The sequence below is a fragment of the Nonomuraea sp. NPDC049269 genome (genome assembly GCF_043197155.1).
Classification (GTDB): domain Bacteria; phylum Actinomycetota; class Actinomycetes; order Streptosporangiales; family Streptosporangiaceae; genus Nonomuraea.
On sequence record NZ_JBICSO010000001.1, the window covers coordinates 1,121,546 to 1,142,581 of the forward strand.

General features: G+C 71.2%; 19 protein-coding genes. 4 read left to right on the forward strand and 15 right to left on the reverse strand.

The window, feature by feature from the left end; genetic code table 11:
• Window positions 1-15 precede the first annotated feature (15 nt).
• From ACGFNP_RS05205 to ACGFNP_RS05215, 3 genes are read right to left on the reverse strand one after another with little or no spacing between them, the layout of a single operon-like run.
• Window positions 16-1,002, reverse strand: a complete 987-nt coding sequence (locus ACGFNP_RS05205; RefSeq protein WP_358329040.1) for an ABC transporter permease — start codon at window positions 1,000-1,002, stop codon at window positions 16-18.
• Entirely contained in the window at window positions 989-1,972 is a 984-nt protein-coding gene (locus tag ACGFNP_RS05210; protein WP_358329037.1) for an ABC transporter ATP-binding protein, read from the reverse strand. Before ACGFNP_RS05210 ends, ACGFNP_RS05205 begins: the two co-directional genes overlap by 14 nt.
• Window positions 1,969-3,135 carry an outer membrane lipoprotein carrier protein LolA gene (locus tag ACGFNP_RS05215; protein ID WP_393315015.1) on the reverse strand — a complete coding sequence of 389 codons (1,167 nt, stop codon included), beginning with the start codon at window positions 3,133-3,135 and terminating at the stop codon, window positions 1,969-1,971. Before ACGFNP_RS05215 ends, ACGFNP_RS05210 begins: the two co-directional genes overlap by 4 nt.
• 127 nt (window positions 3,136-3,262) lie before the next feature.
• Between ACGFNP_RS05215 and ACGFNP_RS05220 the strand changes: the two genes are divergently transcribed.
• Entirely contained in the window at window positions 3,263-3,937 is a 675-nt protein-coding gene (locus ACGFNP_RS05220; RefSeq protein ID WP_358329032.1) for a response regulator transcription factor, read from the forward strand.
• A complete protein-coding gene (locus ACGFNP_RS05225) occupies window positions 3,930-5,276 on the forward strand; it encodes a sensor histidine kinase (protein ID WP_393315018.1) in 1,347 nt (448 codons plus the stop codon). The genes ACGFNP_RS05220 and ACGFNP_RS05225 overlap by 8 nt, the downstream gene beginning before the upstream one ends.
• 69 nt (window positions 5,277-5,345) lie before the next feature.
• Here ACGFNP_RS05225 and ACGFNP_RS05230 read toward each other — a convergent pair whose 3' ends face one another.
• The gene (locus ACGFNP_RS05230; RefSeq protein WP_393315021.1) at window positions 5,346-6,215 is read right to left on the reverse strand and encodes a LysR family transcriptional regulator; all 870 of its coding nucleotides are present in this window, start codon (window positions 6,213-6,215) and stop codon (window positions 5,346-5,348) included.
• 589 nt (window positions 6,216-6,804) lie between these two features.
• On the opposite strand from ACGFNP_RS05230, the gene ACGFNP_RS05235 reads away from it, so the two are divergent.
• Window positions 6,805-7,788: a neutral zinc metallopeptidase gene (locus tag ACGFNP_RS05235; protein ID WP_358329023.1), complete on the forward strand. Its 984-nt coding sequence runs from the start codon at window positions 6,805-6,807 to the stop codon at window positions 7,786-7,788.
• A 136-nt stretch (window positions 7,789-7,924) separates the two neighbouring features.
• On the forward strand, window positions 7,925-9,778 hold the full coding sequence (locus ACGFNP_RS05240; protein ID WP_393315024.1) for an LCP family protein: 1,854 nt from the start codon (window positions 7,925-7,927) through the stop codon (window positions 9,776-9,778).
• 43 nt (window positions 9,779-9,821) lie between these two features.
• On the opposite strand, the gene ACGFNP_RS05245 is transcribed toward ACGFNP_RS05240, so the two are convergent.
• From ACGFNP_RS05245 to ACGFNP_RS05295, 11 genes are all read right to left on the reverse strand, one after another.
• On the reverse strand, window positions 9,822-10,583 hold the full coding sequence (locus ACGFNP_RS05245) for a maleylpyruvate isomerase family mycothiol-dependent enzyme (protein WP_393315027.1): 762 nt from the start codon (window positions 10,581-10,583) through the stop codon (window positions 9,822-9,824).
• A 108-nt stretch (window positions 10,584-10,691) separates the two neighbouring features.
• Entirely contained in the window at window positions 10,692-11,186 is a 495-nt protein-coding gene (locus ACGFNP_RS05250) for an ATP-binding protein (RefSeq protein WP_358329014.1), read from the reverse strand.
• A gap of 108 nt (window positions 11,187-11,294) precedes the next feature.
• The gene (locus ACGFNP_RS05255) at window positions 11,295-12,248 is read right to left on the reverse strand and encodes a sugar-binding transcriptional regulator (RefSeq protein ID WP_393315030.1); all 954 of its coding nucleotides are present in this window, start codon (window positions 12,246-12,248) and stop codon (window positions 11,295-11,297) included.
• A 122-nt stretch (window positions 12,249-12,370) separates the two neighbouring features.
• Window positions 12,371-13,381, reverse strand: coding sequence for a D-ribose ABC transporter substrate-binding protein (locus tag ACGFNP_RS05260; protein WP_393315033.1), 1,011 nt, complete (start codon window positions 13,379-13,381; stop codon window positions 12,371-12,373).
• 27 nt (window positions 13,382-13,408) lie between these two features.
• Entirely contained in the window at window positions 13,409-14,515 is a 1,107-nt protein-coding gene (locus ACGFNP_RS05265; protein WP_358329005.1) for an ABC transporter permease, read from the reverse strand.
• The gene (locus ACGFNP_RS05270; protein WP_393315036.1) at window positions 14,512-16,026 is read right to left on the reverse strand and encodes a sugar ABC transporter ATP-binding protein; all 1,515 of its coding nucleotides are present in this window, start codon (window positions 16,024-16,026) and stop codon (window positions 14,512-14,514) included. The genes ACGFNP_RS05265 and ACGFNP_RS05270 overlap by 4 nt, the downstream gene beginning before the upstream one ends.
• Window positions 16,023-16,667 carry a DUF2291 family protein gene (locus ACGFNP_RS05275; protein ID WP_393315039.1) on the reverse strand — a complete coding sequence of 215 codons (645 nt, stop codon included), beginning with the start codon at window positions 16,665-16,667 and terminating at the stop codon, window positions 16,023-16,025. The genes ACGFNP_RS05270 and ACGFNP_RS05275 overlap by 4 nt, the downstream gene beginning before the upstream one ends.
• Window positions 16,664-18,217 carry an FGGY family carbohydrate kinase gene (locus ACGFNP_RS05280; RefSeq protein ID WP_393315040.1) on the reverse strand — a complete coding sequence of 518 codons (1,554 nt, stop codon included), beginning with the start codon at window positions 18,215-18,217 and terminating at the stop codon, window positions 16,664-16,666. The genes ACGFNP_RS05275 and ACGFNP_RS05280 overlap by 4 nt, the downstream gene beginning before the upstream one ends.
• Window positions 18,210-19,163 (reverse strand): transketolase C-terminal domain-containing protein, encoded by a 954-nt coding sequence (locus tag ACGFNP_RS05285; protein ID WP_358328993.1) that lies wholly within the window; start codon window positions 19,161-19,163, stop codon window positions 18,210-18,212. The genes ACGFNP_RS05280 and ACGFNP_RS05285 overlap by 8 nt, the downstream gene beginning before the upstream one ends.
• Complete coding sequence (locus tag ACGFNP_RS05290) at window positions 19,160-20,047, reverse strand: transketolase (RefSeq protein WP_393315042.1); 888 nt, start codon at window positions 20,045-20,047, stop codon at window positions 19,160-19,162. Before ACGFNP_RS05290 ends, ACGFNP_RS05285 begins: the two co-directional genes overlap by 4 nt.
• Entirely contained in the window at window positions 20,047-21,030 is a 984-nt protein-coding gene (locus tag ACGFNP_RS05295; RefSeq protein WP_358328987.1) for a TIM barrel protein, read from the reverse strand. The genes ACGFNP_RS05290 and ACGFNP_RS05295 overlap by 1 nt, the downstream gene beginning before the upstream one ends.
• Window positions 21,031-21,036: the final 6 nt, after the last annotated feature.

Sequence of the window (21,036 nt, forward strand, 5' to 3'; positions counted from 1 at the left end):
ACCGGCCCGGGCCGGTCAGGACGTGATGTCCTTGCCCGAGAAGCGGGCCCACGCGATGGAGCCGAACAGCAGGATGTACGCGCCGAAGACCAGCAGCCCCTGACCGAGGTTCGCGAAGTCGACCGGACTGCGCAGCACCGCGTCGAACCGGGTCCACCAGGTGGGTAGCAGGTAGGGCATGATCCCGTCGAGCTGCGGGATGGCCCGCAGCACCTGGGTGACGATGACCAGGACCATCGTCGCCGCGATCGCGCCGATGGACACCTCGGTGAACGTCGACAGGGCCACCGCCACGGCCGCCAGCGCCGCCATGCCCGCGCCCACGTACCCCATGCTGATCAGGATCCGCAGCAGGCCGTCGGCCACCGAGACCGTGCTGCCCGACAGCAGCGTCACCGGCCCCACCGGGAACAGGATCAACCCGGTGACGAGCGCCGACAGCGCCACCACCGCGGTGACCGCGTAGGCGAACACCACCACGTTGAGGTACTTCACGACCAGCAGCCTCGTCCGGCCGGCCGGCGCGGCGAGCAGGTACCGCAGCGTCCCCGCGCCCGCCTCACCGGCGATCGAGTCGCCGCCCACCACACTCACCGCGATCGGCATCAGCAGCAGCACCAGGAAGGAGAACGAGGCGAAGGTCAGCATGAGGCTGTTGCCCGCCACGGCGCCGATGAGCCCGCCGACGGCGTCGTCGCCGCTGGCGATGCGCAGCCCGATGCCGATCAGCACCGGCACGCTCGCCAGTACGGCCAGCATCACCTGGTTGCGCGGGCGCCGGAACGTCAGGCCCAGCTCGGAGCCGAGCAGCCGCCAGAACGCCGACGGCAGACGGGCCGGTGGCTCCGCGCTGCCGGGCGGCTCGGGCGGGCGCCGCTCGGCGGTGCGCATCGTCTCGGTCACCGGCACCAGCCCCGGCGTCCGGCGCTCCCGTGTCCCCGCCGCCGGACCGTCCGATGGCTCGCCCGGCGTCTGACGGGTCTGCGTCTCAGCCGTCGACATCGAATCCCTCCCCTGTCAGTCCGACGAACACGTCCTCCAGGCTCGGCCGCACGACGGCCAGCCCCCGTACGGCGACGCCCTCGCGTACCAGCGCCGCGTTGATGGCCTCGGGCGCCTGCGCGCCCAGCTCCGCCGTCACCGAGGCGGCGCCCTCGTCGGAGATGCGCACGTCGGCCAGGCCGAGCGTGCCGAGCACCCGCGCGGCGTCGGCGACGTCCGGCGTCTCGACCCTGACGCGGGTGGCGAGGCCGCCGTTGAGCGAGGCGATCGTGCCCTGGGCGACCAGGTTGCCGGTCCGCATGATCGCGGCGTGCGTGCACATCTGCTCGACCTCGGTCAGCAGGTGCGAGGAGACGAAGACCGTGGTGCCGTCGGCGGCGATCTCCTTGACCAGCGCGCGCACCTCGCGGGTGCCCTGCGGGTCGAGCCCGTTGGTGGGCTCGTCGAGTATGAGCAGCTCACGCGGCCCGAGCAGGGCGGCGGCGATGGCCAGGCGCTGGCGCATGCCGAGGGAGTAGTTGCGGAAGCGCTTCCCCGCCGCCGCGGACAGGCCGACCCGCTCCAGCGCCTCGCCGACCCGCCGCTTGGCGGTGCCGCCGGGAGCGGTGGGGTCGGCGGCATCGAAGCGGAACAGGTTCGCCTCGCCCGACAGGTACGGGTAGAACGCCGGCCCCTCGACCAGCGCCCCGACGCGGGGCAGCGCGTCCGCCAGGGGCAGGCCGAGCACCGAGTACTCGCCGGCCGTGGGCGTCACCAGGCCGAGCAGCATGCGGATCGTGGTGGTCTTGCCTGAGCCGTTGGGCCCGAGGAAGCCGAAGACCGATCCGCGCGGCACGGTCAGGTCCAGTGCGTCGACCGCGACCTGGCCCCCGCGAAACTGCTTGGTCAGGCCCCGGGTGACGATCGCCGAGTCGCCGGAGGGCGGGGCCGCCCCGAAGGGCGCCCCCGCTTCCTGTGTGACGACGGTCACTTGGTGCCCGCCGCTTTGGTGATCTCCTCCGGCGTGACCGCGCCGACCAGCAGCCGGCCGTCGTCGGTCAGCAGCGCGGTGACGAGCTTGGTCTTGATCAGCTTGCCCGAGCCCCACGTGCCGCTGACCGGGGTGGCCGACTTGAGCACGTTGTCGACCAGCGCCTTCGTGTCGGTGCCGTCCGCGCCGTCCTTCCACGGCTTGTGCGACTGGCCGTCGGCCGGGGTCTGCTCCGGCTTGGCCGTCAGGTCCTCCAGCGAGGCGGGCAGGACGGCGACGCTGGTCCAGCCGGCGCCGACGACCTTCACGCCCTCGGCCCTCTCCTTGGCCTTCTCCGCCTGCTGCTCGCTGTGGTCGCCGCCGCCACCGATCGTCTGCTCCTTCACCTTGGCCCCGGCGGGCGGGGTGAAGGTGAAGTTCTCGGCCGCCGGCGGCGTGAACGTCACCTGGGTGAAGCCGACCTGGAAGGCCGGTTCGGCCGAGCCCTTGGCGTAGACCTGGACCTGCAACGGCACGTACGTCTCACCGTCGAGCGCCAGCCGCACCTCCTGGACCAGCGAGCCCTCGTCCTTGGGGGCGAGCACGAGCTGGTAGGCGGACCGGCCGGCCACCTGGGCGGTGTTGGTCACCCGGATGGCGGTGTGCTCGTCGGCCTTGGCCAGCAGCTTCTCCGCCACCTGCTGCGGGGTCACATCCGCCGGCCCCGGCGTGGGCGTGGCGTGCCGTGCCGTGGCGTCACCCGCCATCTTGATCTTGGTGGCGGTGTTGTCGCCGCTGTCCCAGTACCAGGCCTGGTCGCCGTTGACGATCAGGTTGGACTCGTCGAACTGCGTCGGCATGGCGACCCGCATCTTGCCGTCGCCGCCGTACCAGAGCTTCACCTCGTGCGAGCCGGACAGCAGGCTCAGCGGTGACGCCCCGCCCATGTCGGGCAGCGCGGGCAGACCCAGCGACGCGGTCTGCTGCACGGTGCCGGACATGGGCGGCGGCGCCTTGTCCTTGGTGGCCGCCACGGCGTCGGCGAGCAACTGCTGCGCCGTACGCTCGGGTAGCACGGGATCGCCGCTCACCGCGGCGATGACCGGGCCGGCCCCCATCGCTCCGGCGATCACGGCCGCGGCCGCGATCGGAACTCCCCATCTCACGAACGTGCCTCTGCGCATCTCACTCCTTAACGGTATGTCGATGACCAGAGCCTGCGTCATGCATGCTTAGGCGAGCCTGAGACCGGCTGAGACGGCTCTCAGCCTTCTCAGCGTGGTCTCAGGGCAGAAAATGGAGAATCGCCACATGAGAGTACTTGTCGTCGAGGACGAGCGGCGGATGGCGGCCGCGCTGCAGCGGGGGCTGCAGGCCGAGGGTTTCGCCGTGGACCTCGCCCATGACGGCGAGCAAGGGTTGCACGAGGCCAGGCACGGCGACTACGACATCGTGGTGCTCGACATCATGCTGCCGCGCCTGTCGGGCTACAACGTGTGCAAGCAGTTGCGCGCCGAGGAGAACTGGGTGCCGATCCTGATGCTCTCCGCCAAGGACGGCGAGTACGACATGGCCGACGGGCTCGACCTGGGCGCCGACGACTACCTGACCAAGCCCTTCTCGTACGTGGTGCTGGTGGCCAGGCTGCGCGCGCTGCTGCGGCGCGACTCCGGGCGGCGGCCCGCCGTGCTGGCGGCGGGCGACCTGTCGCTGGATCCGGCGCGGCGCCGGGTGCAGCGGGGCGAGAGCTCGATCGAGCTGACGCCCAGGGAGTTCGCGCTGCTGGAATACCTGCTGCGCCGGCGCGACGAGGTGGTGTCGAAGTCGGAGATCCTGGAGCACGTGTGGGACACCTTCGACACCGACCCGAACGTGGTCGAGGTGTACGTGGGCTACCTGCGGCGCAAGGTCGACTCCCCGTTCGGCAGGAACGCGATCCAGACCGTGCGAGGAGCGGGCTACCGGCTGGCGGGCGACGGTGGCTGACTCGCCGTTGACCTGGTGGCGGCGCCAGGGGCTGCGCTTCCGGCTGACGGTCGTGGCCGCCGCGGTGCTCGCGCTGGCGCTGGCGATCTCGGCGTCGGTGCTGCTGACCGTGCTCGACCGGGCGCTGATCGGCACCGTGGACGACTCGACGCGGCAGCAGGCCCAGACCGTCCGGGTGCAGGCCGACGCGGGCACGCTGACCAGCCCGATCGCCACCCACGACGGCACGATCGTGCAGGTGATCGACGCGCAGGGGCGCATCACGGACGTCACCTACGGCGCCGACCGGCTGGTCCCGCTGCTGGACGCGCGGGCGCGGGCCGAGGTGCTGCGCGAGGGCCAGGCCACGTTCCTGGACGGCCGGCCGTACGCGATCTCGGGGCCGCTGCGCGTGGTGGTCATCAGCGCCGACCACGGCAGGACGGTGATCGCGGCCCGGCCCATCGGCGAGATCCAGACCAGCCTCGGTACGGCCGGCCGGATCCTGCTGGTCGGCACGCCGATGCTCATCGTGCTGCTGGCCGTGGCCAGCTGGCTGATCATCGGCCGGACACTGCGGCCGATCGCCGCGCTGCGCAGGGGCGCCGCCGAGATCACGCACACCGCCAGGTCACGCAGGCTGCCGGTGCCCGAGTCGCGCGACGAGGTGCACTCGCTGGCCACCACGCTCAACGACATGCTGGCCCGGCTGGAGGAGGCCGAGCAGCGGCAGCGGGCGCTGGTCTCCGACGCCGCCCACGAGCTGCGCAGCCCGCTCGCCAGCATCCGGCTGCAGCTGGAGGTGGCGCTCGGCCATCCGGAGGGCCAGGACTGGCCCGAGACAGCCGAGGGCGTGATGGAGGACGCGATGCGGCTGTCCAGGCTCGCCGAGGACCTGCTGGCGCTGGCCCGCCTCGACGAGCGCGGCGGCGTGCCCGCCAGGAGCGAGCCGGTCGACCTCGACGAGGTGGTGCGTCAGACCGTCGACAGGTACGGCGAGGCGCGGCTGACCGTGTGCGATCCCGTCGTGGTCCGCGGCGACGCGCTGGACCTGAGCCGGGTGCTGACGAACCTGGTGGACAACGCCGTACGCCACACCTCGTCGAAAGTGGAGGTGGCGCTGACCGCCGACGGGATGCTGACGGTGACCGACGACGGGCCCGGCATTCCCGAGCAGGATCGCGAGCGGGTCTTCAACCGGTTCACGCGGCTCGACTCCGGTCGCAGTCGCGACGAGGGCGGCGCTGGGCTGGGCCTGGCCATCGTGCGAGAGACCGTGCGGGCCCACGGGGGCGGGGTCCATCTGGAGGATGCCTCACCGGGGCTGCGGGCGGTCGTGCGGCTGCCGGTGGTGAGGTGAGTTGAGGGGTGAGGGTCTCGCATCCGGCCGGGCGCGGTAGCGGCCGAAAGCGATGTGCGCAGGACGGGGTCAGGCCGCCGTGCCTTTCTCGGCGGTGGCCAGGAAGTCCTGGGCGATCAGCGGCAGGCGGCGACGGGCGTGCACGACGGCGATGACCCGGCGGACCGCGGGTTCCAGCGAACGGACCACGAGGCCCGCCCGGCCGGCCTGGTCGGCCATGCCGCGGTACCACAGCAGTGACGCCTGGCCGGTGCGTACGGCGTTGAGCCAGCCGTTGCGCTCGTCGGTTTCGAGCACCACGACCGGGCTGACGGCGTACTTGCCGAACATCGCGTCGAGCTCCCTGCGCCGGACGCTGCCCCGTGCGGGCAGGGCCAGGCGCATGCCGTCGAGCTTGCCCATGGGTACGGGGTTGGGCAGGTCGAGGCCGGGCGGGGAGATCAGCACGATCTCCTGGCGTTCGAGCGGATGGGTGATCAGATCGGTGGGTACGGGGAGATCGGTCAGGCCGAGGTCGGCCCGCTGATCCCTGATGGCGTTGACGACGGCGTCACGGCCGTCGCAACGGACGATGTGCACGCGGACACCTGGGTGCTCGGCGGTGTAGGCGGGCAGCAGCCGTCCGGCCAGGCCGGGTTCGAGGCTGGGCGTGGCGGCGATGCGGAGCTCCGCCTCCCCTGTGCTGCCCTGATGGGTGAGGCTCTCGATCTCGTGTACGGCGCCGAGTGCCTCCCTTGCCAGTTTGACCACTCGCCGGCCTTGTGCGGTGACGACGACACCGCGTCCGGACCTGGCGAAGAGCGTCATGCCGAGTTCCCGTTCCAGATCGCGGATCGCGCGCGAAAGCGCAGGTTGCGCGATATACAGCGATCTGGCCGCGTCGGTCATGGTGCGGTGCTCCGCCGTCGCGACCACGTAGCGGAGCTGCTGGAGGTTCATGTCAAAGAAGCTAGGACACCACCTGCCGCGCGGTCCGGGACATAGCGGAGATCACCTCGAATGATTTCGGACCGTAGCCGGGTACTGCGACTTCTGTGACGGGTGATAAATCGGTATGCTTCTGCCCAAAATTCGGCAAATGCCAGAGGGGTGACGCCCCAAGTCACTCATTACGGACAACCGGAGTAAAGGGGGATACACGGTGACAGGCAACGGGCAGCATCCACCCCCGCCTCAAGGGCCAGGTCAGCCTCAGCGGCCTCCTTCTCGGCCGTGGCCGCCGCAGGGGCACCGGGAGCCGCAGCCTCAGGGTTACGGCCATCCGCACCCGGTGCCGGGACAGCAACCGCCACCCCCGGCATATCCGCCTCCCCCGCAGGGGCCCGTGTATCCGCCGCAGGGGCCCGCGTATCCCCCGCAGGGGCAGCCGTACCCGCCTCCACCGCAGTACCCGCCTCAGGGGCAGCCGTATCAGCAGGGTGGGCCGTACGGGCCGCCGCAGGGTGGGCCGTGGCATCCCCAGCAGCCCCCGCCGCGTCCGCCGATGCCGCCGGGGCAGTGGGGGCCGCCGCCGAGGAAGAAGTCGGGCATGGGGGTGGCCGGCGTCCTCGGGGCGGTGTTCGGGTCCCTGGCGGCGTTGTTCGTGTTACTGGTGATCGGCGCGGCCATGTTCAAGGGCTCGTCCAGGCATGACACGACCACGCCGGTCGCGATCCCCTCCTCGTACACGTATGACGACGACGAGACGCCCTCCCCGGACGAATCGGAGAGCCATACGCGGTCGAGCGAGCCGACCGCGACGCGGTCCGCCGAGCCCGAGACGCCGACCCGGGCCACGCTCAACACGAGCACGAAGAACAACACCCTGTACCGGGCCGGCGCCCTGCCGAGGGTGAGCTGCCCGGCCGGCGGCGCGAACATCTTCAGCCACAGCCAGCTCAAGGCGCTGATCCTGAAGACCGGCAGGTGCATGGACCGGGCATGGGGGCCGATCATGCAGAGGCAGGGCATCCAGTTCTCGCCGCCGAGCTACTCGATCGTGGCCACGCGCGGCAGGGGCGCCTGCGGCGACTACCCGTCGCCGGGGAGCATGGTGCCGTACTACTGCCCGCGCAACAACACCATCTACGCCTCCACCTCGGCCATGGCCAAGGGCAACGGCAACGCGCGCGGCTACGGCGAGATCATCTCCTGGCACGGCGGGATCATCAGCATGCTGGCCCACGAGTACGGGCACCACGTCCAGAACATCTCGGGCGTGATGGACTCCTGGTGGAAGCAGACGGTCGACTCGGGCAGCAGGAGCGGCAAGCTGGCACTCAGCAGAAAACTGGAGCTCCAGGCGACCTGCTTCGGCGGCATGTGGATGAGGTCCGTGGCCGCCTCCTATCCGGTCAGCACCTCGAACCGCGCCCGCCTCTTCTGGTTCTACGGGCAGGTGGGCGACTATCCCGGATATCCCCGCGACCACGGGAACAGAGTGAACAACAACCGGTGGTTCCGGCAGGGCTGGGAGAAGAACCAGGCCTTCCAGTGCAACACCTGGATGGCCGCTTCGTCGACGACCTCGTGAAGTCACGGCATGTTCATCTCAGGTTGGGTACATGTCTTGGATGTCCCTATATGGGGGCTAGACTCCTGGCAATCTTGTGCCCTACGGGGCGCTAAAACCCATGGGTTTCGCCAGGTAGGCGTGTGAAGGAGCCGGTGTGAGCAAGCGCGATGGGGTGGACACCGCGCCCGAGGGCAGAAAACGGCGCGCTCCCCGCCGCTCGGGCACAGCATCCGAAGCCGGACCGGGAAACGGTCCGGGCACCAGTCCCACGGGCGAGACGGCGGACGCGGACGACGTACCGCTGGACGGCTCCCCCACGGACGGTCCCCCAGTCGCGGGCACCCACGGCACCCATCCGGCCGGCGCCCATCCGACCGGTCCGAGCGGCACCGGCCCGAGCGGCACAGGTCCGGGCGAGAAGGCTCCAGGCGGGAAGGGCCCCGGCGGTAAGGGCCCTGGTGGTAAGGCTCCGAGCGGCAAGGGCGGCCGCGGTTCCGGGTCTCCCGGTGCCGGGCGGCCCAAGCCGCGGTCCCGGCCGGGCTCGGGGGCGCCGCAGTTCGCCAAGCCGCTCACCCTGGGCTCCGTGCTCGGCTGGACCCTGCTGTCCGCCCTCGCGCCCGGCGTCGGCCACCTACGCGCCGGGCGCCGCCGAACCGGTCTGATCCTGCTCGGCATCTACGTGGTGCTGCTGGCGGCCGGGGCGGCGTACGGGCTGACGCGCGACTCGTCCAACATCGCCGTGTTCGCCGGCGCCGACGCGCAGATGACGGTCATTGTCATCGCCTCGGTGCTCGCGCTGTGCTGGTTCGCCGTCATCGTGACGTCGTACGTGGCACTCGGCCCGAACCGGCTGAACCAGCAGGGCCAGATCATCTCCGGCATCGTGGTCGGCGTGCTCTGCGTCTCGGTCATGGCCCCCTTCGCTCTCACCGCGACCGCCGTCCAGACCGTACGCGACGCGTCCCAGAAGATCTTCAAGCCCATCGCCGAGAGCACGGACCCGAATATCGCGCCGGTCAAGGAGGACGATCCCTGGAACGGCAAGGACCGGGTGAACTTCCTGCTGATCGGCGGCGACGCGGCCGGCGACCGTACCGGCGTGCGTACCGACAGCATGACGATCGCCAGCGTGGACACCCATACCGGCAACACGGTCCTGTTCAGCCTGCCGCGCAACCTGCAGCACGTGCACTTCCCGACGACCTCTCCGCTGCGCAAGCAGTTCCCCAACGGCTTCATGGCGGAGCTGCCCAACGGCGGCCTGCTCAACGAGGTCTGGCAGTACGCCACTGACAACCCGCAGGTCATGGGCGGCAAGAGCAGGGGGCCGCGCGCGCTGATGGACGCCATCGGCTACACGCTCAACCTGAAGATCGACTACTACGCCATGATGAACATGTACGGCTTCGCGGACCTGGTCGACGCCATCGGCGGCCTCAAGATCCGGGTGGAGCGCGACATCAAGTGGGGTGGCCACTACGGCACCGCGGGCACGATCAAGGCGGGCTACAAGAAGCTGACCGGCGAACAGGCCCTGTGGTACGGCCGGTCGCGGGTGGACAGCGACGACTTCTCGCGCATGGCCCGCCAGCGCTGCGTCATCGGCGCGTTCGCGCAGCAGGCGACGCCCGACAAGATCATTCTCAACTTCGGCAAGATCGCCAATGCGACGAAGCGACTCGCGCAGACGAACATCCCGCAGGAGCTGGTGGAGCCGCTCGTGGGGCTGGCCGTCAAGGTGAAGAGCGCCAAGATCACCAGCTTGCAGTTCGTGCCGCCGGAGTTCCTGTCGGGGCGTCCTGACTGGCTGAAGATCCGCCACGCCGCGGCCAAGGCGATCGCCGACTCGACCCGGACGGCTCGGACCGCGCAGGCGGCGGACGTCACGTCCTCCCCCGGAACGCCCACGGTCAAGCCCTCGCGCTCGTACGCCGCCAAGCCGACCCAGACGCCCACCCAGAACAGCCAGAAGTCCGCCAAGAGCCTCTCGGAGCTCTGCGGCCTGTAAGCCCCGCCGCCTCCCGGCCGCACCAGGTGCGGCCGGGACCGTGCTACTGGGTCGCGAGGGAGACGAGCTTGCGCAGGTAGGCGGCATGGCCGGGGTCACCGGTGACCGACACCTCACCGCCCCTGCCCCACACCCAGCGCAACAGCTCGTCGGGTGACCCGGACACGACGGTCTCGGCCTGCTCGACCGCCCTGTCGGCGGTCTCGTCCTCGACGACGACCTCGGTGGGCGACGGCCGGACGAGCCAGGCCCGCTCCCCGCCGACGACCGCGATGACCGCCCCCTTCGGGTCGTCGGGCACGGCCTCGGCGAAGTCCTCGGGATAGCGGGCGAAGTCGTACGCGAGCATCACCTTGAGCCCTTCGTCCACCCCGTCGAGGGCCAGGTCACCGGCGGCGGGCGTCACGGGCAGGCCGGCCGCGAGCTCGGCGTCGACGCGGTGGATCACCGTCTCCTGCGCCATGCGCCTGATCCAGAACCCGACGCTCTGGTCGGGCTCGTACCAGGTGAGCGCGTGCTCGTCCGGGGTTCGCGCGGCGAACTCCGCCACCAGCTCGGCATAGGACCGCTCAAGCGCCGCCAGCGGCTCCTCACCGGACAGATCGGGCGGCCACGGCTCCGGCCACTCCCCGCGCAGCATCGTCTCGGCCTTGTGCAGATAGACCTCGGTGACGTGCGCGACCAGATCGGCGGTGGTCCACCCGGGACAGCTCGGCACCGGCGCCGCGTCCGGCGCGGCGCGGACCGCGGCTCTGAGCAACGCGTATTCTTCGGCCAGGCAGGCCATCAAGCGAGTGGCGTCCATATGACATCCAACCACGCGGCCTCGGGCCTGGCATCGCATTAATTCCGCGTCTCGACCAGCGGATCGAACAGGCGCCCCCACAGCGCCCGTTCCTCTCCCGCTCCAGCGCTAGGCGGCGCTACCGGGCCCGCTCGCCACGGACATCCCGCCCCGCCGTACGGCCGGCATCCCGGGACGCCGGTACGGCAAGGCGAACCACGTCGCCTTCCCGATGCGCCCGGGACTGGTGACGTGTTTCTGGGGATGGCATCCCCAGAAGCCCTCGGAGAGCGCGGCGACGATGCACAGTCCCCGCCCACGCTCGCTGTCGGCCTCGACGACACGGGCCACCGGCAGCGGCGAACCGCAGTCCACCACCATGCACACGATCTCCTCGGGATCGGTGTGGAGCACCAGCTCATAGGGTGCCTCTCCATACAGGAAGGCATTTGTCACCAATTCGCTGGCCATCAGCACGGCGTCATCGACGAGATCGGGACTCAGTTCCAGTCCGGTCAGAGCGTCACGGACGACCGTTCGGGCATACCGGACGGCCTGCGCGTCGTCGCACAGGGGCCAGGCATGCTGGGTGTGTGTTCGCGGGACGGATCGCAGTGGGGTCATGGCTTCTCCTTCCGCGTTCAACTGTCGAAACGTGTACGGAAGAGAGGCCGAAAAGGGCGGATCTTGAAAAAATCAGGTTTCAGCGGTCCTCGGCGATGATCGTACGGGCTAGCCAGCCTCGGCGCGCAGGCGCTCGGCCACGTGGAGGTCGGTGATGAGGACGTTGACCCAGCCGCCGTCCAGCGCGGCCTTGATCGCCGAGTATTTGCGCAGGCCGCCCGCCACCGCGACCCGCCGCTCGACGGCCCGGAAGGCCCCTACGTCGATGCCGACCACCCGCCGGTCGAAGGCCGAGTCGACCGCGCTGCCCTTGGCGTCGAAGAAGTGCAGGCAGACGTCGCCGACGGCGCCCAGCGAGCGCAGCTCTTCCTGGTCGGCCTGCTTGACCGCGTTGCCACTGCTCAGCAGCAGGGGCGAGGGTTCGAGGCTGCCGATGCCGACCAGCACGACGGTCAGCTCGCGCCACTGGGCCATGACGTCGACCACGCCGGGGTCCTCCAGCAGCGCGTCGCGGATCGCGGCGGTGCCGACGACGCCGGGCGAGGGGACGAAGACGGGGCGGGCGCGGGTGATGTCGGCCAGGCGGCCGATGAGCCGGGTGGCGTGCACCTGCGCCTCGGGGCTGCCCACGCCGCCGACGAGTTGCATGACCCGGTCGGCGACCTGGGTGTTCTTGGGCTGCATGCGTTCGACGGTGGCCAGCAGCGTCTCGCTCCAGGAGGAGATGCCGATCACGTCGCCGCCGGTGAAGGTGGCGTCGAAGTAGGCGGCGGCGGCCGAGGCGAGCGACGGGATGGCGTCTTCGCGGGCGTCCTCGATGTCGACGACCACGACGTCGCGCAGGCCGTAGCGGCGCTGCAGCTCCTCTTCCAGCTCGGTGTGCACGCCATCGGGCAGGACGACGATCGTGCGCACGATGCCGCGCGTGACCGCCTCCTTGAGCAGGCGGGAGACGCGCGGCTGGGAGATGCTGAGCGCCGCGGCTATCTCGGGCTGCCGCATGCTCTGCTCGTGGTACATGCGGGCCACCCTGGCCAGGAGCCGCAGATGCTCCGTGCTCACACCGCGCCCCCGTCCCAGACTCGGGACCACCGGCCACCGCCTCCCCGTACCCCGTGAATCGATGTTTCAGCCTACCGTTCGGCCTGTCCGAGGGGGACTCTCGCGCGTCCCCCTCGCGGCCGCTACTTCCTGGCGAAAACGCCGTAGTCGTCGGCGTTCTCGGCGGTCACCAGCTCGCAGTCGATGGACTGCTTCTCCTCCTTGCTCGCCTTGCCGGTCTTGATGTACTGGTCGGCCTGCTCGACGGCGCTCTGCGCGCCGAGCGCGGCGGGCTGGAGCGCGGTCGCGTGCATCTGACCGGCCTTGACGGCGGCGATGGCGTCGGGGCTGCCGTCGAAGCCGACGACCGTCACCTTGCCGAGCAGCCCCGCGGCCTTGAGCGCGGCGACCGCGCCGAGCGCCATGGTGTCGTTGCCGGCGATGACGCCCTGGATGTCACGGCTCTTCTGGATGATGGTCTCCATCTTGGTGAAGGCCTCCTGCTGGTCCCAGTTCGCGCTCTCCTTGGCCACCTGCTTGAGGTCCGGGTACTGGGAGATCACGTCGGCGAAGCCCTTGGAGCGGACGCTGGCGTTCGTGTCGGACTCCTTGCCCACCAGCTCGACGTAGTTGCCCTTGTTCTTCATCTTCTCCACGAACGACTGGGCGACCAGCTGCGCGCCCTGGGCGTTGTTGGAGACGATCTGGGCGGTCGCGACGCCGGTGGCGTTGATCTCGCGGTCGATCAGGAAGACGGGGATGCCGCCGGTGACGGCCTTGCGGACCGGGCCGATCGAGGCGTCCGCGCCGGCGTTGTCGAGGATGATCGCCTTCGCCTTGCGGGAGATGGCGGCGTCGATCAGCTCGCTCTGCTTGTTGGGGTCGTCGTCGTGGGAGGCCACGGACGTCTCGTAGCCGAGCGCCTCGGCCTTGGCCTTGGCGGCGTCGGCTTCGGCCTTGAAGAAGGGGTTGTCGTGGGAGGGGGTGATGATGGCGACGAGCCCACCGGCCGTGCCGGCGCTGGTCGCGGACGGCGCGGTGGCGGCCTTCTGCTCACCGCCACCGCCGCCACCGCACGCCGCCAGCAGGGAGCCGGTGGCGAGGAGCGACACTACGACGAGCAGGCGGCGGGTCGGTCTTGGTGCAGCGGACATGGACGACCTCCAGATGGGGTGGGCGGGCTAGGTGGGCCGGGCGCTCGCGGCGACCGCCGATGCGGCGGCGCCCCTGCGCTTGAACCGCTGCTGGCCCTGGTCGAGCATCACAGCGAGGATGATCACGGCGCCCTTGATGAGGATCTGCCAGAACGTCGAGACGCCCAGGATCACCAGGCCGTCGGCGAGGAAACCGATCACGAAGGCGCCGACGAGCGTTCCGCGCACGGTGCCCCGGCCGCCGCTCAGCGCCGCGCCGCCGATGACCACCGCGGCGATCGCGTTCAGCTCGTACGTCTCACCCGCCTGCGGGGCGGCCGAGGTGAGCTCCGAGGCGATGATGAGGCCGGCGATCGCGGCGCAGGCGCCGGAGACCACGTACACGATGGTCTTGACCCGGCGGATCGGCACGCCGGACAGGTCCGCGGCCCGCTCGTTGCCGCCCGTCGCGTACAGCCACCGGCCGAAGGGCGACTTGGCCAGCAGCAGCACGGCCGCCGCCGCGAGCACGATCATGATCCAGATCGAGGTGGGCAGCCCGAGCGGCCGCCCGCTGCCGAGCAGGTCGAAGCCGGTGTTGCCGAGGGCGGGGTTGCCGCCCAGGTTGGGATAGGTGGCGCCGTTGGAGATGAGCATCGCCGCGCCGCGGGCCACGTACAGCATGCCGAGCGTGGCGATGAACGGCGCGACGTTGAACCGCGTGACCAGCACGCCGTTGAGCAGCCCGACCCCCATGCCCACCGCGACGCACAGCACGATCACCACCCACACGGGCGGGTAGGCGATCACGCCGCCGAGCGCGACGCCCTGCAGCAGCTCTCCGGCGACGACCCCGGACAGGCCCACGATGGAGCCCACCGACAGGTCGATGCCGCCCTTGAGGATGACCAGCAGCATGCCCAGGGCGATGACGCCGTTGATGGCGACGTGCTTGGTCATCGTGATCAGGTTGTCCACCGTGAGGAAGGAGTCCGACAGCAGGCCGAAGACCACGATGAGGACGGCCAGCGCGATGAAGGCACGCAGCTCGAAGGCGACGTTCAGCAGCGACAGCCGCCGGGCCCTGGCGGCCGCCTCGGGCGGCTGGGGCGGGTCCGGGGCGACGCGGGCGGTGGTGGTTCCCTGGCTGCTCATACGGCGCCGCCGTCGGACACGCTCATCAGTTCCTCCCGGGCCAGCTCGCCGCGTCGGTACTCCCCTGCGACGGCGCCGCGGGCGAGCACCAGCAGCCGATCGGGGATGTGCAGGGCCTCTTCGGCGTCGGAGGTGGTGAACAGGACGGCGAGACCCTGCCGGGCCTGGGCCGCCATGAGCTCGAAGATGTCGGCCTTGGCGCCCACGTCGACGCCGCGCGAGGGCTCGTCGAGCAGTAGCACCCTGGGGCCGGTGAGCAGGGCCTTGCCGATCACCACCTTCTGCTGGTTGCCGCCGCTGAGCGAGCCGATGGCCGCCTTCGGGCCGCTGGCCTTGACGGTGATGTCGGCGATGGTCCGCTCGACCGCGCCGCGTTCGAGGTCGGCCGAGACGAACAGCCCGCGGACGAACGAGCGCAGGCCCGCCAGGGACAGGTTCTCCCCCACCGACATGGTCTGGACCAGGCCGTCGCGCTGCCGGTCCTCGGGGACCAGCACCACTCCCCTGCCGATGCGCTCGCGGATGCCGCTCCCGTCGAGCGCCTCGCCGGCCAGCTCCACCTGCCCGGACGCGGGCGCGATCCGGCCCGCGAGCGCTTCGAGCAGTTCGGTACGGCCCGAGCCCATCAGGCCGTACACACCGACGATCTCGCCGGCGCGCACGGTCAGCGAGACGTCGTCGATCGCCAGCCGGTCGGGGTTCGCGGGGTCGGCGACCATGAGGTCGCGCACGGTCAGCAGGTCCTCGCCGAGCACCGGCTCGCGCCGCGGGAACAGGGCGTCCTGGTCACGGCCGACCATCCGCTCGACGATCCAGCGGATGTCCACCTCGGCGGCGTCGGCCGTGGCGACCAGGCGACCGTCACGCAGGACCACCACGTCGTCGGCGATGTCGAGTGCCTCGTCCAGGTGGTGGGAGATGTAGACGACGGCGACGCCGCCGCCCGTCAGCTCCCTGATGACCCGGAACAGCACCTCCACCTCGGGCGCGGTGAGCGCCGACGTGGGCTCGTCCATGATCAGCACGCGGGCGTCCTGGAGCAGGGCCCGCGCGATCTCGACGACCTGCTGCTGCCCGAGCCGCAGGTCGCCGACGAGCCCGTCGGGATCGACGTTCTCCTCCAGGCGGCGCAGGACCGCCGTGGTGGCCTCGCGCTGGGCCTTCCTGTCGACCGCGCCGAACCGGCCGGGCAGCTCACGGGCCAGGAACAGGTTGTCCTGGACGCTGAGGTTCGGGCAGAGGCTCAGCTCCTGGTGGATGATCGAGATGCCGTGGTCGGCGGCGTCGCGCGAGGAGACGAGCTCGACCGGGTGGCCGTCGAGCTCCACGCGGCCCGTGGTGGGGTGCTCGATGCCCGCGAGGATCTTCATGAGCGTGGACTTGCCGGCGCCGTTCTCGCCGAACAGCGCGGTCACCCGCCCGGCGGCGACGCCGAAATCGACCCCCTTGAGGGCGTGCGTCCCGCCGTACACCTTGGTGACGTCGCAGGCCCGCAGCACGTGCCCGGTCACGAGATCGCCACCGGGGTGATCGTCACGGTGGCGGGCGTGAGCAGGGTGAACGCGCCGGTGAAGGCGATCTTCTTGCCCTTCAGGCCGGCGGCGTCGAGGCCGGTCAGCAGCTTCTGCCGCATCTGGTTGTTGAGCGCGGTCGCGGCGTCGGCGTACTCGACCTGGTTCACGAACTGGCCGAAGGTGATGTAACCGGCGGCGTCGCGCAGGGCCGTGCCGTTGACGGCCGGGCCGATCTGGATCGACACCCGGGTGCCGTCGGGCAGCCCGTCCACGGTCACCGGCAGCAGGCCCGACTTCGCCTCGCCGGCCACGCCCGTGGCCTTCACCGCGAAGTTGTAGGGGCTGGTGCCCTGGCGCTTGCCGTACCTGGCGCCGGCCGCGTCCTTGTCGGCGGTGATCGCCTTCAGCAGGACGGGCAGGTCGACGGCGCTCTTCTGGATGGCGGGGACGACCTTGGCCTCGTAGTTCTGGGCGCCGAACGTGGCGGGGTCGAACTTCTTCGGCGCCGCCGCGCTCGCCGACTCCGCGGAGCGGTACTCGGTGCTCAGCGCCATGGCCACCACGAGGGCGGCGACGGCCCCGGCGGCGATCCACCGCGTCGGCCATCGGCGGCGCGCGGCTGGCGATGTGCCCGTCATGTGCTGCTCCTCTCCCCGTGGGCTGACCTGTTCTCCCCGCGTGCCGACCCGTTCTCGCCGCGGGCCGGTCTGTCCTCGCCGCGGGCCGGTCTGTCTCCTGCCGGGCGGGCGCGGTCGACGGCCTCGTGCCAGGCGGCCAGGCGCGCGGCGCGTTCGCCCGGGTCGCCTTCCGGGCGGAACTCCTCCGCCGGCCGTGGCCGTGCCTCCAGCTCGTCGTACGTGCACAGCCCGGCCGACAGCGCGGCGGCGTCGGCGGCGCCCAGGCAGGACAGGTCGTGCTCGCCGGACCGGACGACCACGCGGCCGGAGATCTCGGCCTGCGACCGCATCAACCGGGCGCTGCGGGTCAGACCGCCGTCGGCCAGGAGCACCCGTACCTGCCCGGTGGCCCGCTCGACGGCCGCCACCACGTCCTCCACCTGGAACGCGACGGACTCCAGCGCGGCGGCCACGAGCTGCCCGCGCCGGGTGCCCGCTGTCAGGCCGGTGAGCACCGCCGTCGCGTCGGGCTCCCACCAGGGCGCGCCCAGCCCGCCGAACGCCGGCACGAGGTGCACGCCGCCCGGTTCGTCGTCCCCGGTCTCGGCCAGCAGCCGCTCGGAGGTCACGCCGAACAGCTCGGCCAGCCAGCTGACCGCGCGCCCGGTGGCGCGGATGTTGCCCTCCACGGCGAGCACCCGGCCGCCGAGGTCCCAGGCGATGCTCCGGCACAGCCCGGGAGCGTCACCGCCGTCGCCGATGGCCATCACCGACGAACCGGTGCCGTACGTGGCCTTCACCACCCCCGGCCGCCACCCCGCGTGCGCGAACATCGCCGCGTGCGAGTCGCCCAGCACGGCCAGCACCGGCACCCCGTCGGGCACCGGGTCCAGCCCGCGTACCGCCGGGAAGTCACCGTCCGAGGCGACCACCCGGGGCAGCACCTGCCGCGGCACCCCGAACAGTTCCAGGAGCTGCTCGTCCCACTGCCCGGCCCGCACGTCGAGGAGCTGGGTGCGGGAGGCGTTCCCGGCCTCGATGACATGGTCGCCGCCGAAGCGGCTGAGCAGCCAGGAGTCGACCGTGCCCAGGCACAGCTCGCCCGCCAGGCTGCGGCTCCGGTCAGGGTCGTAGGCGTCCAGCAGCCAGCGGGCCTTCAGCGCCGAGAACATCGGGTCGAGCGGCATCCCGCTGACCGAGCGCACCAGGTCACCGGCGCCCGTGGCGGCCAGTTCCCGGCACTGGGCGACGGTCCGCTGGTCCTGCCAGCTGATCAGCGGGCCGGCGGGGCGGCCGGTGGAGCGTTCCCAGAGCACCAGCGACTCGCGCTGGTTGCTGATGCCGACCCCGGCGATCCTGCCCGCCTCCGACGGGTCGACGCACGCGCGTACCGCCAGCCGTACGCTCTCCCAGAGCTCGTCCGGCGACTGCTCCACCCAGCCGGGCCGAGGCTGCCGCTCGGTGAGCGGCGCGGTGCCGCGCGCGACCACCCGGCCGCCCGCGTCCACGAGCAGCGCCTTGGTGGAGCTGGTGCCCTGGTCGATGGCCAGGACGAGCGGTCCGCTAGACATGGCCGAGCACGTCCTTCACCGCCGCGATGATCCCGTCGGCCGACAGCCGGAAGTGATCCAGCAGGAACGCCGTGTCCCCCGTGGGGGCGAACACGCGCGGCACACCGAGGATCCGCATCGGGCACGGCTGATGGGTGACGACCGTGGCCGCGACGGCGGCGCCCAGGCCGCCGCTGGTGGTGGCCTCCTCGGCGGTGACGATCCCGCGCGTCTCCCTGGCCGCCGCGATGACGGCGTCCTCGTCGATCGGGTCGAGGAAGGGCGTGTTCAGTACGCGTACGGACACGCCCTCGTCCCGCAGCCGGTCCGCGGCCTCAAGTGCGCGCGAGGTGAGCGAGCCGATGGCGATCACCGTGACGTCGTTCCCGTCCCGCAGCAGTACGGCCCGGCGCGGCGCGAAGGGCGCGTCAGGAGGCGTCACCTCCGGCACCTTGAAGCGGGGAACGCGCAGGTAGACGGGCCGTCGCGCCGACGCGGCCCAGCGGACGGCGGCGCGGGTCTGCACCGGGTCCGAGGGGACGATGACGTCGAGGTTGGCGACCGCGCGGAGCCAGGACAGGTCCTCGATCGAGTGGTGGGTGGGCCCGAGCTCGCCGTACGCCATGCCGGGGCTCTGACCGCACAGAACGACGTGTGCCTCGCTGTAGGCGACGTCGGCCTTGATCTGCTCCATGGCGCGGCCGGTGAGGAACGGCGCCGCGGCGCAGACGAAGGGGATCTTCCCGGCGTTGGCCAGTCCGGCCGCCACCCCGACGAGGTCCTGCTCGGCGATGCCGACGTTGATGAGGCGGTCGGGGAAGCGTTCGCGGAAGCCGACGAGGTTGCTGGAGCCGACGGAGTCGTTGCAGACGGCGACGATCCGCTCGTCCTGGCTCGCCAGGGAGATGAGCTCCTCGGCGAAGGCCTGACGGCAGTCGAACGTCGCCCGCTGGTCGGTCACGGTCATCCGGCCAGCTCCGCCAGCGCCGTCTCGACCTGCTCGGCGGTGGGCACCTTGTGATGCCACTCCACCCGGTCCTCCATGAACGACACGCCCTTTCCCTTGATCGTGTTGGCGATGACCGCGACCGGACGCCCGGTGGACGAGCCGCTCAGGGCCTCCAGCAGGGCGAGGTGGTCGTGGCCGTCGACCTCGCGTACCTCCCAGCCGAAGCTGCGCCATTTGTCGGGCAGCGAGTCCAGGGCGTTGGTGTCCTCGGTCCTGGCCCCCTGCTGGAGGCGGTTGCGGTCGACGACGGCCGTCAGGGACGACAGCCCGTGGTGCGCGGCCGCCATCGCCGCCTCCCAGTTGCTGCCCTCCTGCAGCTCACCGTCACCCAGCACCACGAACGTGCGCCAGGACGCGCCGTCCATCTTGGCGGCGATCGCGCAGCCGGTGGCCACGGGCAGGCCGTGACCCAGGGCGCCGGTGTTGGTCTCCACGCCGGGCACCTTGACCTTGTTGGGGTGCCCGTTGAGCGCCGACAGCGGGGCCATGAAGGTGTCCAGCTCGGCGGTGTCGAAGAAGCCGCAGTGGGCGAGGGTGGAGTACAGGGCGGCGGCGCAGTGGCCCTTGCTCAGCACGAAACGGTCGCGTCCCGGCCAGTGGGGGTGTTCGGGGTCTACTGACATGACGCCGTAGAAGCAGGTCACCAGGATGTCGGTGACCGACAGGTCGCCGCCGATGTGACCCATGCGGGCGCGGTCGATCATGCGGACGACGCTCCGGCGCACGTCGGTGGCCACCCGGGCGAGCTCCGCCTCGCGGTCGGGCCGGGCGGCCCGCCGGATCCGGGCGGTCAGCTCGCGGTAGCCGGCCGACCGCGCGGCGTCGGGGGGAAGCAGGGCCATCACTGATCCGCCATGACGCTCAGCAGCGCCCGCTGGACGATCCGCTGGGCCGCCAGCGCGTCCTGTGCCCGCTGCGCGGCGGCCAGGGCCTCACGGTCGACGAGGCCGAGGGCGCGGTGAATGGCCTTCATCACGCGGATCCCCGCGCGGGCCGCCTCGACCGAGTCCTCACGGAACGGGAACTGGTCGAGCTGCCACACCCCGTCCCAGCCGGCCTCACGCAAGGCGTAGAAGAACTCGAAGGTCTCGGTCAGGTGCACCGAGCCGACGACCATGTCGTCGTCCCAGCCCCGGTAGTTGTCGTTGACGTCGATCGCGAACAGCCGCCCGCGCGAGATCGCCAGCCGCGCCGCGTCGGCGGGCGACTCGCCGCCGTAGAGCGAGTGGCCGAAGTCGAGCAGGATGCCGACGTTGGGCAGGCCGATCTCCTCGATCCCCAGCAACGTCTTGGCCACCGAGGAGAACACCATCGTGTTACGCGGCTCGCGCGGCTTGTACTCGATGGCGAACCGCAGGTCGGGGAAGTTCGTCGCCAGCTCGCGCACCGCGTCCAGCGACAGGCGCCACAGCTCGGCGTGGTCGGCCTGGAACGGGTAGTCCCAGCCGTCCTGCCCTGGCCACAGCTTCACGTAATCGCAGCCCAGCCGCCTGGCCACCTCGGCGGCCTCGGACACCAACTCGATCGCCTGGCGGCGTACTCCCTCGTCGGGGTTGGTGAACGCGCCACGGGAGAAACGCCGGGTATAGATCTCCGGGGTCACCGCGATGGCCCGCAGCCCGTTGCCCTTGAGCGCCTCCTCCACCCGCTCGACCGGGAGGTCCACCGGGTCGAACGGGTAGGTCAGGTCCACGACGGACAGCTCGCCCACCTGCCCGGCCAGGTCGATGGCGCCAAGGGTGTCCACCGGCGGGCCGTAGCCGTCGGTCGCGTAGCGGTCGACGTACCGGCCGAAGTGCCAGATGCCGGCACCGAACAAGGGCATTTGAAT

What these genes read in the sequence shown, in the direction of transcription:
- ACGFNP_RS05205 (WP_358329040.1), bottom strand. Translation starts at nt 1,002, where the DNA reads ATGTCGACGGCTGAGACGCAGACCCGTCAGACGCCGGGCGAGCCATCG.
- ACGFNP_RS05215 (WP_393315015.1), bottom strand. Translation starts at nt 3,135, where the DNA reads ATGCGCAGAGGCACGTTCGTGAGATGGGGAGTTCCGATCGCGGCCGCG.
- ACGFNP_RS05220 (WP_358329032.1), top strand. Translation starts at nt 3,263, where the DNA reads ATGAGAGTACTTGTCGTCGAGGACGAGCGGCGGATGGCGGCCGCGCTG.
- ACGFNP_RS05230 (WP_393315021.1), bottom strand. Translation starts at nt 6,215, where the DNA reads ATGAACCTCCAGCAGCTCCGCTACGTGGTCGCGACGGCGGAGCACCGC.
- ACGFNP_RS05235 (WP_358329023.1), top strand. Translation starts at nt 6,805, where the DNA reads ATGGGGGTGGCCGGCGTCCTCGGGGCGGTGTTCGGGTCCCTGGCGGCG.
- ACGFNP_RS05245 (WP_393315027.1), bottom strand. Translation starts at nt 10,583, where the DNA reads ATGGACGCCACTCGCTTGATGGCCTGCCTGGCCGAAGAATACGCGTTG.
- ACGFNP_RS05250 (WP_358329014.1), bottom strand. Translation starts at nt 11,186, where the DNA reads ATGACCCCACTGCGATCCGTCCCGCGAACACACACCCAGCATGCCTGG.
- ACGFNP_RS05260 (WP_393315033.1), bottom strand. Translation starts at nt 13,381, where the DNA reads ATGTCCGCTGCACCAAGACCGACCCGCCGCCTGCTCGTCGTAGTGTCG.
- ACGFNP_RS05265 (WP_358329005.1), bottom strand. Translation starts at nt 14,515, where the DNA reads ATGAGCAGCCAGGGAACCACCACCGCCCGCGTCGCCCCGGACCCGCCC.
- ACGFNP_RS05275 (WP_393315039.1), bottom strand. Translation starts at nt 16,667, where the DNA reads ATGACGGGCACATCGCCAGCCGCGCGCCGCCGATGGCCGACGCGGTGG.
- ACGFNP_RS05280 (WP_393315040.1), bottom strand. Translation starts at nt 18,217, where the DNA reads ATGTCTAGCGGACCGCTCGTCCTGGCCATCGACCAGGGCACCAGCTCC.
- ACGFNP_RS05285 (WP_358328993.1), bottom strand. Translation starts at nt 19,163, where the DNA reads ATGACCGTGACCGACCAGCGGGCGACGTTCGACTGCCGTCAGGCCTTC.
- ACGFNP_RS05290 (WP_393315042.1), bottom strand. Translation starts at nt 20,047, where the DNA reads ATGGCCCTGCTTCCCCCCGACGCCGCGCGGTCGGCCGGCTACCGCGAG.
- ACGFNP_RS05295 (WP_358328987.1), bottom strand. Translation starts at nt 21,030, where the DNA reads ATGCCCTTGTTCGGTGCCGGCATCTGGCACTTCGGCCGGTACGTCGAC.